The organism is Nonomuraea sp. NPDC005692 (assembly GCF_040631115.1).
In the GTDB taxonomy this organism is placed as follows: Bacteria; Actinomycetota; Actinomycetes; order Streptosporangiales; family Streptosporangiaceae; genus Nonomuraea.
Map to the genome: position 1 here is coordinate 1 of NZ_JBEXYU010000038.1, position 12,352 is coordinate 12,352.

General features: G+C 71.6%; 13 protein-coding genes. 3 read left to right on the forward strand and 10 right to left on the reverse strand.

Going from position 1 to position 12,352, the window contains the following annotated elements; all coding sequences use genetic code 11:
• The first annotated feature begins 240 nt into the window (after positions 1 to 240).
• Positions 241 to 561, forward strand: coding sequence for a hypothetical protein (locus ABZ459_RS44960; protein ID WP_357984902.1), 321 nt, complete (start codon positions 241 to 243; stop codon positions 559 to 561).
• 49 nt (positions 562 to 610) lie between these two features.
• Here ABZ459_RS44960 and ABZ459_RS44965 read toward each other — a convergent pair whose 3' ends face one another.
• Genes ABZ459_RS44965 through ABZ459_RS44975 form a run of 3 tightly spaced genes read right to left on the reverse strand, consistent with a single transcriptional unit; the run spans position 611 to position 2,909 of the window.
• Positions 611 to 1,834, reverse strand: a complete 1,224-nt coding sequence (locus tag ABZ459_RS44965) for an FAD-dependent oxidoreductase (protein WP_357984905.1) — start codon at positions 1,832 to 1,834, stop codon at positions 611 to 613.
• 60 nt (positions 1,835 to 1,894) lie between these two features.
• The gene (locus tag ABZ459_RS44970; RefSeq protein ID WP_357984908.1) at positions 1,895 to 2,341 is read right to left on the reverse strand and encodes a hypothetical protein; all 447 of its coding nucleotides are present in this window, start codon (positions 2,339 to 2,341) and stop codon (positions 1,895 to 1,897) included.
• 49 nt (positions 2,342 to 2,390) lie between these two features.
• Complete coding sequence (locus ABZ459_RS44975; protein ID WP_357984910.1) at positions 2,391 to 2,909, reverse strand: DUF2231 domain-containing protein; 519 nt, start codon at positions 2,907 to 2,909, stop codon at positions 2,391 to 2,393.
• Between the two features lie 118 nt (positions 2,910 to 3,027).
• On the opposite strand from ABZ459_RS44975, the gene ABZ459_RS44980 reads away from it, so the two are divergent.
• On the forward strand, positions 3,028 to 3,801 hold the full coding sequence (locus ABZ459_RS44980) for a helix-turn-helix domain-containing protein (RefSeq protein WP_357984913.1): 774 nt from the start codon (positions 3,028 to 3,030) through the stop codon (positions 3,799 to 3,801).
• A gap of 98 nt (positions 3,802 to 3,899) precedes the next feature.
• Complete coding sequence (locus ABZ459_RS44985; protein ID WP_357984916.1) at positions 3,900 to 4,388, forward strand: hypothetical protein; 489 nt, start codon at positions 3,900 to 3,902, stop codon at positions 4,386 to 4,388.
• 11 nt (positions 4,389 to 4,399) lie between these two features.
• On the opposite strand, the gene ABZ459_RS44990 is transcribed toward ABZ459_RS44985, so the two are convergent.
• The 7 genes from ABZ459_RS44990 to ABZ459_RS45020 form a co-directional block, all read right to left on the reverse strand.
• Positions 4,400 to 5,404: a sugar phosphate isomerase/epimerase family protein gene (locus ABZ459_RS44990; protein ID WP_357984919.1), complete on the reverse strand. Its 1,005-nt coding sequence runs from the start codon at positions 5,402 to 5,404 to the stop codon at positions 4,400 to 4,402.
• Positions 5,401 to 6,555, reverse strand: coding sequence for a Gfo/Idh/MocA family oxidoreductase (locus tag ABZ459_RS44995; protein WP_357984922.1), 1,155 nt, complete (start codon positions 6,553 to 6,555; stop codon positions 5,401 to 5,403). Before ABZ459_RS44995 ends, ABZ459_RS44990 begins: the two co-directional genes overlap by 4 nt.
• An 11-nt stretch (positions 6,556 to 6,566) precedes the next feature.
• Positions 6,567 to 7,613, reverse strand: coding sequence for an ABC transporter substrate-binding protein (locus ABZ459_RS45000; RefSeq protein ID WP_357984925.1), 1,047 nt, complete (start codon positions 7,611 to 7,613; stop codon positions 6,567 to 6,569).
• On the reverse strand, positions 7,610 to 8,617 hold the full coding sequence (locus tag ABZ459_RS45005; RefSeq protein WP_357984928.1) for an ABC transporter permease: 1,008 nt from the start codon (positions 8,615 to 8,617) through the stop codon (positions 7,610 to 7,612). The genes ABZ459_RS45000 and ABZ459_RS45005 overlap by 4 nt, the downstream gene beginning before the upstream one ends.
• Positions 8,617 to 10,101, reverse strand: coding sequence for a sugar ABC transporter ATP-binding protein (locus ABZ459_RS45010; RefSeq protein ID WP_357984931.1), 1,485 nt, complete (start codon positions 10,099 to 10,101; stop codon positions 8,617 to 8,619). The genes ABZ459_RS45005 and ABZ459_RS45010 overlap by 1 nt, the downstream gene beginning before the upstream one ends.
• A gap of 12 nt (positions 10,102 to 10,113) precedes the next feature.
• Positions 10,114 to 11,271: an ROK family transcriptional regulator gene (locus ABZ459_RS45015; RefSeq protein ID WP_357984934.1), complete on the reverse strand. Its 1,158-nt coding sequence runs from the start codon at positions 11,269 to 11,271 to the stop codon at positions 10,114 to 10,116.
• A 187-nt stretch (positions 11,272 to 11,458) separates the two neighbouring features.
• A complete protein-coding gene (locus ABZ459_RS45020) occupies positions 11,459 to 12,331 on the reverse strand; it encodes an SDR family oxidoreductase (RefSeq protein ID WP_357984937.1) in 873 nt (290 codons plus the stop codon).
• Between the last annotated feature and the right edge of the window lie 21 nt (positions 12,332 to 12,352).

The following is a 12,352-nucleotide window of genomic DNA, read 5'->3' on the forward strand; positions in this document are numbered from 1 at the left end:
CAAAACCCACAGCCCCTACGACCAGGCAACCGCCTGGTCGCACCGATCAAACGACCTCGCTGCTTGACAACAAACGTCCAGGGATGTCTGACCCCTGCCCAAGGCCGGAGAACGGGCTTCCGCTCTCCGGCCCCGGGCAGGTCGGGCAGCGATCGGCCGAACCGGTCGCAACCCATTGCTAAGGAAAGTTTCCTAACGGATACTCCGGGATGAGTGCCCACCACCCCCCAAGGAGTATCCATGCTTCGTCGCGGCCTCGCCCTGCTCTCCATCGCCTCCGCCGGCCTGCTCGCCCTCGCCGCGCCCGCCCACGCGGCCGTCGTGGACGTGACCTTCGGGCCCCTCTCGATCGGCGACTACTGTCACGCCAAGGTCAGCTCGTCCTCGTGGATCGGCTTCTACGAGTCCGGCGGCCTGCGCTGCTACACCGGCGGCCCCGGCCCGATGACGTACGCGGGCTCCGGTGACCCGTACCTGGCCTGCAAGTTCCTCACCACGGACGTGGTGATGTCCGCGCTGCGCGGCACGTCCGACGCCCTGGTCTGCCGCGTCGTGCGCTGACCGCCCTCCGGTGCGGCACGGGACGGACCGTCCCGTGCCGCACCCGATGTCAGGAGGGCAGGAGCTGGTCGAGGGGGGTGCCGGGGTCGGCGAGCCGGGCCCGGTCCACGGGCTTGCGGGACCTGATGAGGGCCTGGGTGTGGTCGGTGACGTCCCAGACGTTGACGTTCATCGCGGCCAGCACCCTGTCCTCCTCGTCCAGCCAGAAGGCGATGAACTCGCGGGCGTCCAGGTCGCCGCGCACCACGACGTCGGGCGTGCGGCCGGGCGGGACGTGGCCGACGTACTCCATGCCCAGGTCGTACTGGTCGGTGAAGAAGTAGGGCAGGTTGTCGTAGTCGCCGTCCCGGCCGAGCATCGCGCGGGCGGCGGTGGCGGGCTGGTTGAGCGCGTTGGCCCAGTGCTCGACCCGGACGTGGTGGCCCAGCAGCGGGTGGTAGGCGTTGGCGATGTCGCCGGCCGCGAAGATGTCGGGGTCGGAGGTGCGCAGGTCGGCCCCGACCTTGACGCCGTCCTCGACGGTCAGCCCGGCGGCCCGCGCGAGGTCGGTGTCCGGGTCGGCGCCGACGCCGGCCACGACGACGTCCGCCTCGACGTGGGCGCCGTCGTCGAGCAGGACCCCGGACTCGGTGATCTCGGCGGGGCGGGCGTCGAAGAGGAAGTGCACGCCGTGCTCGCGGTGCAGCGCGGTGAACACCTGGGCGACGTGCGGCCCCAGCACGCGCAGCAGCGGCGCGGAGGCCGTCTCGATCACGGTGACCTCGGCCCCCGCGGCGCGGGCGGCGGCGGCCACCTCCAGGCCGATCCAGCCGGCCCCGAGGATCGCGACGCGGCCGGCGCCGGCCAGCGTGGCGCGCAGGCGTTCGCTGTCGTCGACGGTACGCAGGTACAGCACGTCGGGCCGGTCGGCCCCGGGAATGCCGGGACGGCGCGGCCGGGAGCCGGTGGCCAGCAGCAGCCGGTCGTAGCCGAGTTGCTCACCGTCACTGAGAGTGACCTGGTGGCCGGCCGGGTCGATGCCGGTGACCTCGACGCCCAGCCGCAGCTCGACGCCGTGCTCGGCGTACCAGGAACGATCGTGGACGAAGATCTTGTCGCGTTCGCCGGCGCCCTGGAGGTAGTCCTTGGACAACGGCGGCCGCTCGTACGGCAGGTGCGTCTCCCTGCCGACCAGCACGAGCCGGCCGTCGAAGCCCTCGCCGCGCAGGGCCTCTGCGGCCTTGGCGGCGGCGAGGCCGCCGCCGGCGATCACGATGGTCGCGGGTGCAGGCATGGTCGGATCTCCTCTTCCTGTCCTGTTCCTGGGCGAAGGGCGTGGTGATCGCGGCGCACGTCAGCTCCCGCCCACGCCGAGCGCGGTGAGCAGCACCAGGACGACGGTCACGACCGCGAACAGCCCATGACCCGCCACGACCGCGACGGGGAAGTGCCGTTCGGCCGGAACCGGCGAGCCGGCCGCCGCCGGGCCGGAGCCGAGCCGGGCGACCCGCGCCCGATGGACGGGGATCCACCGCGCCAGCATGACGAACCCGAGCAGCGCGACCGGCACGAGCAGCCCGAACGCGAGCCAGGCCAGCCAGCCGGCGTCGGCGAACAGGTAGACGATCCAGACGACCAGGCCCGCCGCGGCGAGCAGGAAGTGCCCGAAGAGCACGGGAGCGGGCAGCCGGGACTCACCGGTCCGCTGCTGGGCCACGCCGCCGCGGGCGATCCAGGTGCCGAGCATGTAGAAGCCGCCGACGGCGGTGACGAGCCAGGTGATCAGTGCCGCGATCTCCACGATCTTCCTTCTTTCCAGATGAGCCGTTCGTATGTCCGTAGGCGGGGCCTCACCGTGGCGGGGTGGTGGTGAACCCCTCGGCCTGGGTGTCCTCGTCGGCGACCCGGACGCCGTAGCGGAAGGCGAGCTTGCCGCCCAGGTAGCCCGACACCGCGAGCACGGCCAGGCACACCGCCGACAGCACGATCTGCCCCACCGGCACGGGCCCCGGCGGCCCGCCGCCCAGCCGCCAGGCGAACCCGGCCGCGTACCCGGCGGTGACCGCCAGGTTGAGCGCCATGTGCACCAGGCCGGTACGGAAGGCGGGCGTACGGGGCGGGATGGCGAACAGGTCCAGGAACCCGACGGAGGCGGCGGCCAGCGCGCCGAGGCCGCCGAGGGCGATCAGCCAGACCGACCCCTGGGCCAGGAAACCGCCCGGCGACACCACGTGCGAGGCGACGTCGAAGACCAGGCTGGCCACCCATGCCCCGATCGGCACCGTCACCAGGATCGGGTGCGCCGGATGCCCGTACGGGCCCGCCAGCACAGTCACCGGCCGCTTGGCCCGGCCGGTCAGCTCGTCCATGACCCACCTCCTATTTCACCAACAAGTCTTGGACATATTCGGTGACGGCGTCAACCTCCCCAGGACAAAGGCATGGCTTCAGATGATTCACAAGTTTTCTAGGCGTTAAGCTGGATGTGTGACGTCCGACTCCACGAGCCTCGCGGCGGTCGCCGCGCTCAGCGACGACCTGCGCCGCAGCATGTACGAGTTCATCCGCCGCGCCGGGCGGCCCGTCACCCGCGACGAGGCGGCCCAGAGCGTCGGGATCTCCCGCAAGCTCGCCGCCTTCCACCTGGACAAACTGGTGGACGCCGGGCTTCTCGCCACCCGCTACGAACAGCCGGGCGGGCTGCGCCGCGTCGGCCGCGCCCCCAAGGTGTACGAACCCTCCGAGCTCGACGTCCAGGTCAGCATCCCCCAGCGCGAACCCGTCCTGCTCGCCGACATCCTGCTCGACGCCGTGCTGGCCGAGACGCCCGGCGAGAGCGCCGGTCAGGCGGCCCGCCGCCTGGCCCGCGAGCGCGGCCACGACCTCGGCCACACCGAACGCGGCGGGCTGCGCGGCGCCCGGCTCGGCCCCGAGCGCGCGCTGACCTGCGCCCAGCAGGTCCTGGAACGTCACGGTTTCGAGCCCAGCCGCGACACCCCGACCCTGGTCCGGCTGCGCAACTGCCCCTTCCACCCCCTGGCCGCCAAGGCCCCCGAGCTGGTCTGCGGCATCAACCACGCGTTCCTGACCGGCTTCCTCGACGGCCTCGACGCCCCGGCCGTCCAGGCCACCCTGATCCCGCGGCCGGGCCACTGCTGCGTCGAGCTGGGCGTTCCGCGGGGCCCCGGCGGCGCGGAGGCGGACGCGCCGGCCTGCGCCAAGGACGGTGACGGCCCGCCACCCGCTCCGCCGGCGTCCTGACCGGTTCCGGCAAGGGTTTCCCATGGGCCCGGCCACGGCCCGCCGGGCGCTCTACCGTGGGATCGCCGGAGTGGTGACGTGGCAGGGGAAGGCGTCCGATGATCGCAGCCATCGCCAGGATCCAGACACTGTCGGCGGCGTTCGGGTACGCCGCCGCGGTGCTCACGCTGACCTGGCTGACCCAGGACGGCCGCCTGGGCGACGGGACGTACGGCGACCTGGCCATGGTCGTCATGGCCTTCCCGCTCTACCTCGCCGCCGGCCCGCTGAACGGCGCGCTCCACGCCTACGCGCCGGGGCCTCCGCACGCCTGGGACCTCGTCCTCATGGCCTGGCCGGGGATCGTCCTGGCGATCCTGCTGGCGTCGCTGCGCGGCCGCGCGGCCGGGCGGGTGCTCGGATGGCTCTCGGCGGCGGCCGTCACCCTGGTGGGAGTGGCGACCACCTTCGACGGCTGGGCGCCACGACGGCCGTACGGCTGGCCGTTCCTCGTCTGCGGGCTGATCATGATCGTCGGGTTGATGACCGCGCGCCGGCCCGCCCCGGACGTCCGGCACGGGCCGGGCCCTCGGCCGCCCGGCCCGTGACCAGCCCAGCTCTACGTGGTGGAGAAGGCCGCGTCGAAGGCGGTGGCGGGCGGCGTGATGGAGTTCAGCCGCCGGATGTACCCCAGCGCCTCCCGGGCGCCGTCCAGCCGGTCCATGCCCGCGTCCTCCCACTCGATCGAGATCGGCCCGTCGTACCCGATCGAGTTGAGCGCCCGGAAGCAGTCCTCCCAGGGCACGTCACCGCGCCCGGTGGAGACGAAGTCCCACCCCCGGCGCATGTCCGCCCAGGGCAGGTGCGACGACAGCCGCCCCTTGCGCCCGTCACCGATCCGGACCCGGGTGTCCTTGCAGTCGACGTGGTAGATCCGGTCCTTGAAGTCGAGGATGAACGCCACCGGGTCCAGGTCCTGCCACACCATGTGCGACGGGTCCCAGTTCAGCCCGAACGCCGGACGATGCCCGATCGCCTCCAGCGTCCGCTGCGTCGTGTAGTAGTCGTAGGCGATCTCGCTCGGGTGGATCTCGTGCGCGAAGCGCACCCCCACCTCGTCGAACACGTCGAGGATCGGGTTCCAGCGGTCGGCGAAGTCCTGGTAGCCGGCCTCCACCATCGACGCCGGCACCGGCGGGAACATGGCCACGGTGTGCCAGATCGACGACCCGGTGAACCCCACCACCGTGTCCACGCCGAGCGCCGCCGCCGCCCGCGCGGTGTCCTTCATGTCCTCGGCCGCGGCCCGCCGCACGGACTCCGGGTCGCCCGAGCCCCAGATACGGGCCGGCAGGATCGCCTTGTGCCGCTCGTCGATCGGATGGTCGCAGACGGCCTGGCCGACGAGGTGGTTGGAGATCGTCCACACCTTCAGGCCGTGCTTGTCGAGCTGGGCGCGCTTCTGCTCCACGTACGACGGGTCCGCCACCGCCTGCGCCACGTCGAAGTGGTCACCCGAGCAGGCGATCTCCAGGCCGTCGTAGCCCCATTCGGCCGCCAGCCTGCACACCTCCTCGAACGGCAGGTCCGCCCACTGCCCGGTGAACAGCGTTACTGGTCTCATGAGTCCTCCACAGGGGTGTACCGGCTGCCGTCGGCCGCGCTCGCCTCCACCGCCGCCAGCACGCGCTGCACTCGCAGCCCGTCGGCGAACGACGGCGCGGGGTCGGTGCCGGCCGCGACGGCCTCCAGGAAGTCCTTGATCTCGTGGGTGAAGGTGTGCTCGTAGCCCAGCCCGTGCCCCGGCGGCCACCACGCGCCCACGTAGGGATGGTCGGGCTCGGTCACCAGGATCCGCTCGAACCCGCCCCCGCCCTCGCTGAACCACAGCTCGTTCATGGACTCGAAGTCGAACGCCAGGCTGCCGAGCTGCCCGTTGACCTCGATGCGCATCGCGTTCTTGCGCCCGGTCGCGAACCTGGTGGCCTCGAAGGAGGCCAGCGCGCCGCCCGACATCCGGCCGATGAACAGCGCGGCGTCGTCGACCGTGACCGCCCCCCTCTCCTCGGCACGGGACGCCGCCAGCCCCGCCGACTCCCCCGCCAGCGGACGCTCCTTGACGAACGTCTCCGTCAGCCCCGACACGCCCACCACACGCTGGCCGGTGACGAACTCGGCGGCGTCCACGATGTGCGAGCCGATGTCGCCGAGCGCCCCCGCGCCCGCCTTGTCCTTCTGCAACCGCCACACCAGCGGGAACTCCGGGTCCACGATCCAGTCCTGGAGGTACTGGGCGCGTACGTGCCGGATCTCGCCGAGCCTGCCCTCCTCGACGTACCGGCGGGCCAGCGCGACCGCGGGGACCCGCCGGTAGTTGAAGGCCACCATGCTCCTGCCCGGCGCCGCGGCCGCCGCCGCGACCATGGCCTCGGCCTCGGCGACGGTGTTGGCCAGCGGTTTCTCACAGATCACGTGCTTGCCGGCGCGCAGCGCGGCAATGGCGATCTCGGCGTGCGAGTCGCCCGGCGTGCAGATGTCGACGATCTGCACGTCGTCCCGCCGGACGAGCTCTCTCCAGTCCGTCTCGACGTCGGCCCAGCCGAGCCGGGCCGCCGCGGCGGCGGTCTGCTCCTTCGACCGCCCCGCCAGCACCGCCATGCGCGGCGCGAGCGGCAGGTCGAAGAACGCGCCGACGCTCCGCCAGGCCTGGGAGTGGACGCGGCCCATGAACGCGTATCCGATCATGCCCACGCCGATGGTGGTCTTGTCTGACATGCAACCCCCGATCAGGATTCGAATCCGAGCGCCAGATACTTGTCGACGTTCTCCTTGGTGATCGTCTCCGACGCGAGGGTGATCGACTGGGGAACCTGGTTCTCCACGAGGTCACTCATGCCCTTGCCCTGCGCGATCAACCTGGCGAGCCTGATGGCCGAGGAGGCCATCGTGGGGCTGTAGGTGACGGTGGCCTTGAGCACCGACGTGCCGGCCTGGATCTCCTTCATGGCGTTCAGCGAGCCGGCGCCGCCCACCATGACGAACTCGTCGCGGTTCGCCTCCTTGATGGCGGCCAGCACGCCGACCCCCTGGTCGTCGTCGTGGTTCCACAGAGCGTCGATCTTCTTGTGCGCCTGCAGCAGCGAGGTCGCCACCTGGTTGCCGGTCTCGACGGTGAACTTGGCGTCCTGCTTGGCCGTGACGCTGAACCCGTACGTCTTCAGCGCGTCGGCGAAGCCCTTGCTGCGGTCCTGGGTCAGCGGCAGCGTGGCGATGCCCTGGATCTCGACGATCACCGGGTTCGCGACGCCCTTGTCCTTGAGCTGCTTGCCGATGTAGTGCCCGGCCGCGACGCCCATGCCGTAGTTGTCGCCGCCGATCCACGTGCGGTAGGCCAGCTTGTCCGGGAACACCCGGTCGAGGTTGATGACCGGGATGCCCGCCTGCGTCGCCTGCAACGCGACCTGGTTCAGCTGCTGGCCGTCGTTCGGCAGGATGACCAGGGCGTTCACCTTGGCCGCGATCAGCGACTCGACGGCGGAGATCTGCTGGTTGATGTCGTTGGTCGGCTCGACGGCCTTGAAGTCGACGTCGCCGTACTGCTTGGCCGCGCTCTCGGCGTTCTTGGCGATGGCCGCGATCCAGCCGTGGTCGGCGGCCGGCGCGGAGAAGCCGATCGTCACCTTCTGGCCGGGTTCGTCGTTGCCGCTCGCGGCGGGGGCGGGCGCGGGCGCCGCCGACGAGGGAGCGGCCGCCGGCTCGTTGCTGGTGCAACCCGCCGCTAACAGCACTGCCCCGCCGACGAGGAATCCCCTGCGCGCGACGTTCTCACTCATGTTGCTCTCGCTTTCAGGTTCCGCCGCTGGAGAAGGACGGCGACGACGATGATCAGGCCCTTGGCGATCAGCTGGTCGCTGGTGTTGAGCCCGTTGAGGATGAACAGGTTCGTGATGAGGGTGAAGATCAGCAGGCCCAGGATCGAGCCGATGATCGTGCCCCGGCCTCCGGTGAGCAGGGTGCCGCCGATGATGACGGCGGCGATGGCGTCCAGCTCGTACAGGTCGCCGTGGGTGGACGAGCCTGTCGTCGTACGGGCCATGATGAGGATCGCGGCGACGCCGCAGCAGAAGCCGGACAGGGCGTACAGGAGCATCGTGTGCCTGCGTACGTCGATGCCGGCCAGCCTGGCCGCCTCGGGGTTGCCCCCGACCGCGTACGTGCGGCGGCCGAACGTGGTGCGGTTCAGGACGATCCACCCCAGCACCACGACCAGGGCGAACACGTAGACCAGCAGCGGGATGCCGAGCAGCCGCGTGGTGGACAGCTGCACGATGCCCTCGACCTGGATGAGCTGCGTCTTCCTGTCGGACATGCGCTGGGCCAGGCCGCGGGCGGCCACCAGCATGGCCAGGGTGGCGATGAACGGCACCATCCGCCCGTAGGCGATCAGCAGCCCGTTGACCAGCCCGGCCCCGGTGCCGACGAGGATCGCGCAGACGGCCATCACCACCGGCCCGTACGACTGGGTGGCCAGCGTGGTCGCCCAGACCGAGGCGAGGGCCATGACGGCGCCGACGGACAGGTCGATGCCACCGCCGATGATCACGAACGTGGCCCCGACGGTGATCACGCCGATCGTGGCGGCCAGGGCCAGGATGCTGACCAGGTTGGAGGTGGTGGCGAAGTTGTCGAACCGGGTGACCAGGCCGACGACCACGAGCAGCGCCAGCGCGCCCAGCAGGCCGAGGTGGCGGATCTCGGCGACCCCGTTCAGCAGGGACGGTCTCGGCCGGGCGACCCCGGCGGCGGGTCGTTCGGGCGCCTCAATGGGGTCGCTCATCACGCGGCCCTCCCATCCATGATCATGTCCAGTACGCGGTGCTCGTCCAGGCCGGCCGCCTCGCCCTCGTGGATGACGGCGCCCTCGCGCAGCACGAGCACCCGGTCGGCGAGGCCCAGCACCTCGGGCACCTCGCTGGAGACCAGCAGCACGCCGATGCCCTGGTCGGCCAGGTCGCGGATGACGGCGTACAGCTCGGCGCGGGCGCCGACGTCGACGCCGCGGGTGGGCTCGTCGAGCAGCAGCAGTTTGCGTCCGCCGAGCAGCCAGCGGGCGAGCACGGCCTTCTGCTGGTTGCCGCCCGACAGGGTCCTGATCGGGCGCTCGGGGTCGGGCGGGCGGATGTCGAGGAGCTCGGCCAGGCGGGCGGCCTCGGCCCGCTCGCGTCCGCGGTCGATCCACCCGAACCTGGCGAACTGCGGCAGGGTGCCGAGCGTGATGTTCGCGGTGACGCTCTGGTCGAGCAGCAGGGCCTGGGCCTTGCGTTCCTCGGGGGCCAGGCCCATGCCCTGCCGGACGGCGCCGGTCACGCGGCGGCGCGCCGGGCGGCCGGCGAGCGTGACGCGGCCGGCGGCGGGACGGGCTCCGTAGACGGCCTCCAGGATCTCGGAGCGTCCGCTGCCGACGAGCCCGGCGAGTCCGACGATCTCCCCGGCGCGTACGGAGAAGGAGACGTCGGCGAAGACGCCGGGCGCGGTCAGGTTCTCCACGCGCAGCACCTCCTCGCCGGGCGGCCGGGTCGGGCGGGGCGGGAAGACGTACTCGACGTTGCGGCCGGTCATGAGGGAGACGATGCGGGCGGTGGGCGTGTCGCGGGCGGGCAGGCCGACGGCGACGGTGCGCCCGTCCTTGAGCACGGTGACGCGGTCGCCGATCTCGCGGATCTCCTCCAGCCGGTGGGAGATGTAGACGACGGCCACGCCCTGGGCGGTGAGCTCGCGGATGATGCGGAACAGGTTGGCGACCTCGTCGTGGGCCAGGGCGGCCGACGGCTCGTCCATGATGATCAGGCGGGCGTCGTGGGAGAGGGCGCGGGCCATCGAGACGACCTGTTTGGCGGCCGGTGAGAGCCGTCCGACCTCGGTGGAGGGGCGGATCTCGCCGTGGCCGAGGCGTTCCAGCACCGCGCGGGCGGCCCGGCGGCCGGCCTGGCGGTTGACGAACCCGAAGCGGGCGTGCTCGTGGCCGAGGAAGATGTTCTCGGCGACGCTGAGGCCGTCGACCAGGTCGAGTTCCTGGTAGATGGTGGCGAAGCCGAGCCGGATGGCGTCGTTGGGGCTGGCGGGCCGGACGGGCGCGTCGTTGAAGACGATCGTGCCCTCGTCGGGCTGGTGGACGCCGGCCAGCACCTTGATCAGGGTGGACTTGCCCGCGCCGTTCTGGCCGAGCAGGCAGTGGACCTCGCCCGCCCGTACGTCGAGATCGACCCCGTCGAGCGCGCGCACGCCGGGGAACTGCTTGACGATGCCCTTCATGACCAGCATCGGGGGTCCCCTTCAGGCGTTGACGATGCGGTTGATGTTGTCCGGTGACAGGTAGTGCTCGATGGCGAGCAGGCCCGCACCGAGAGCGGCGGCGTTGATCCCGGTGCGGCTCGGGGTGATGGACAGGTGGTGGGTGGCCAGCGGCAGTGACCGGCGGTAGATGGTCTCCCTGATACCGGCCAGGAGGTGCTCGTGGACGCGGGACAGTGCGCCGCCGATGACGATGACCTCGGGGTTGAAGAAGTTGACCAGGCCGGCCAGCACCTCGCCGATGAGCCGGCCGGCCTCCCTGACCAGCCGCAGCGCCTGGGTGTTGCCCGCCTGGACGAGCGCGACGACGTCGGCGCCGGTCTCGGCGGCCAGCCCGAGCTCGGCGAGCCGGCGGGCGATGGCGGCGCCGCCGGCCACGGCCTCCAGGCAGGCGCTGTTGCCGCAGCGGCAGCCGGCGTCGTCGTGGCCGCTGACGCGGATGTGCCCGATGTCGCCGGCCGAGCCCTGGGCTCCTCTGTGGAGCTTGCCATCGGCCACGATGCCGCAGCCGATGCCGGTGCCGACCTTGACGAACAGCAGGTGGCTGGTGCCGGCGAAGGCGTTGCGGTGCTCGCCGAGCGCCATGACGTTGACGTCGTTGTCGACCAGCACCTGGATGCCGTCGAAGTATTCGGGGACGGGGTAGTCGTTCCAGCCGGGCATGATCGGCGGGTTGTTGGGGCGGCCGGTGGCGAACTCCACCGGGCCGGGCACGCCGATGCCGATGGCGCGCAGCGCGGCGCGGGGCCGTCCGGCCTCGCCGAGCAGCCGGTCGAGCCGCTCGTCGACGTGGGCGAGCACTTTGTCGGGGCCCTCGCCGATCTCCAGCGGGTCCTCGCACTCGGCCAGCAGGCCGCCGGTCAGGTCCATGAGCGCGACCCGGCAGTGGGTGGCGCCGAGGTCGACGCCGGCGAAGGCGTGCTCCTCGGTGTGCAGGCGGAGCTGGCGCGGTGGACGGCCGCCGGTGGACTCGCCGCTCTCGGTCTCCTCGACGAGACCGCGTTCGATGAGCGCGTCGACCCGCTGGGAGATCGTGGATCTGGCCAGTCCGGTGAGGCGCGCGAGATCGGAACGGGTGGTCGCCGATCCGGCGCTGATGAGCGTCAGGACGTCGGCAGCCGAGCCCGGCTGGGGGGTCATGCGGGAACAATAAGATCACTCATGCGGCAAATCAAGAGCCTTGTTCGACCGAACCTCGCTGACTTATGTCGAAGATCGAACAAAGCCTGGCATGAGACGTGCGCCGAGACCCTCCCGAACGCGCGGAAGCCGGCCACCGCCCCGACGGGCGATGACCGGCTTCCGGCAGGCTCCGGCGCTGGAGCGGCTAGAGCATGGCCTTCATCGAGTCGCCGGCCGTCAGCACGTACGGCTGCTCGGCCATCACCGAGCCCCAGTTGTCGGCGATCGCCTCGGGGGTGAGGTCGTCGGCCTTCCAGCCGGGCCCCTCGGCCACGAACACGCGGGCCACCCGCCCGCCGCCGACGGTGAACACCTCGCCGCTCGACTCGCACGAGTCGTGCACGAGGTAGGCGACCAGCGCGCTCACCCGCTCGGGTGTGAACTTCGCCTCGAACTCGGCCGGCAGCAGCGCCTCGGTCATCCTGGTCCAGGCGACGGGGGCGATGGCGTTGGCCTTGATGCCGTTGCGCGCGCCCTCGATGGCCAGCGTCTTGGTCAGCCCCACCAGGCCCATCTTGGCGGTGGAGTAGTTGGCCTGGCCGAAGTTGCCGAACAGGCCGGCCGGGCTGGAGGTGTTGACGATCCGGCCGTGGCCGGCCTCCTTCATCAGCGGGTAGGCGGCCTGGCTGACCAGGTACGACCCGCGTACGTGCACGGCCAGCACGCCGTCGAAGTCCTCGACGGTCATCTTCCCGAAGGACCTGTCCCGCAGGATGCCCGCGTTGTTGACGACGATGTCGATCCGGCCGAACGCGTCGACGGCCGTCTGCACGAGCGCCCTCGCGCCCTCGGGGGTGGCGACGTTGTCGGTGTTGGCGACGGCCTGGCCGCCGTGCTTGGTGATGAGCTCGACCACCTCGGCGGCTGGGCCGGTGGAGGCGCCGGTGCCGTCGAGCGCGCCGCCGAGGTCGTTGACCACGACCTTGGCGCCCCGCTCGGCGAGCAGGAGCGCGTGCGCCCTGCCGAGGCCGTGCCCGGCGCCCGTGATGATCGCGACCCTGTCATCGAACCGAAGCATCGAACCTCCAGAGCAAGAGAA

What these genes read in the sequence shown, in the direction of transcription:
- ABZ459_RS44985 (WP_357984916.1), top strand. Translation starts at nt 3,900, where the DNA reads ATGATCGCAGCCATCGCCAGGATCCAGACACTGTCGGCGGCGTTCGGG.
- ABZ459_RS44965 (WP_357984905.1), bottom strand. Translation starts at nt 1,834, where the DNA reads ATGCCTGCACCCGCGACCATCGTGATCGCCGGCGGCGGCCTCGCCGCC.
- ABZ459_RS44975 (WP_357984910.1), bottom strand. Translation starts at nt 2,909, where the DNA reads ATGGACGAGCTGACCGGCCGGGCCAAGCGGCCGGTGACTGTGCTGGCG.
- ABZ459_RS45015 (WP_357984934.1), bottom strand. Translation starts at nt 11,271, where the DNA reads ATGACCCCCCAGCCGGGCTCGGCTGCCGACGTCCTGACGCTCATCAGC.
- ABZ459_RS44960 (WP_357984902.1), top strand. Translation starts at nt 241, where the DNA reads ATGCTTCGTCGCGGCCTCGCCCTGCTCTCCATCGCCTCCGCCGGCCTG.
- ABZ459_RS45005 (WP_357984928.1), bottom strand. Translation starts at nt 8,617, where the DNA reads ATGAGCGACCCCATTGAGGCGCCCGAACGACCCGCCGCCGGGGTCGCC.
- ABZ459_RS45020 (WP_357984937.1), bottom strand. Translation starts at nt 12,331, where the DNA reads ATGCTTCGGTTCGATGACAGGGTCGCGATCATCACGGGCGCCGGGCAC.
- ABZ459_RS44995 (WP_357984922.1), bottom strand. Translation starts at nt 6,555, where the DNA reads ATGTCAGACAAGACCACCATCGGCGTGGGCATGATCGGATACGCGTTC.
- ABZ459_RS45010 (WP_357984931.1), bottom strand. Translation starts at nt 10,101, where the DNA reads ATGCTGGTCATGAAGGGCATCGTCAAGCAGTTCCCCGGCGTGCGCGCG.
- ABZ459_RS45000 (WP_357984925.1), bottom strand. Translation starts at nt 7,613, where the DNA reads ATGAGTGAGAACGTCGCGCGCAGGGGATTCCTCGTCGGCGGGGCAGTG.
- ABZ459_RS44990 (WP_357984919.1), bottom strand. Translation starts at nt 5,404, where the DNA reads ATGAGACCAGTAACGCTGTTCACCGGGCAGTGGGCGGACCTGCCGTTC.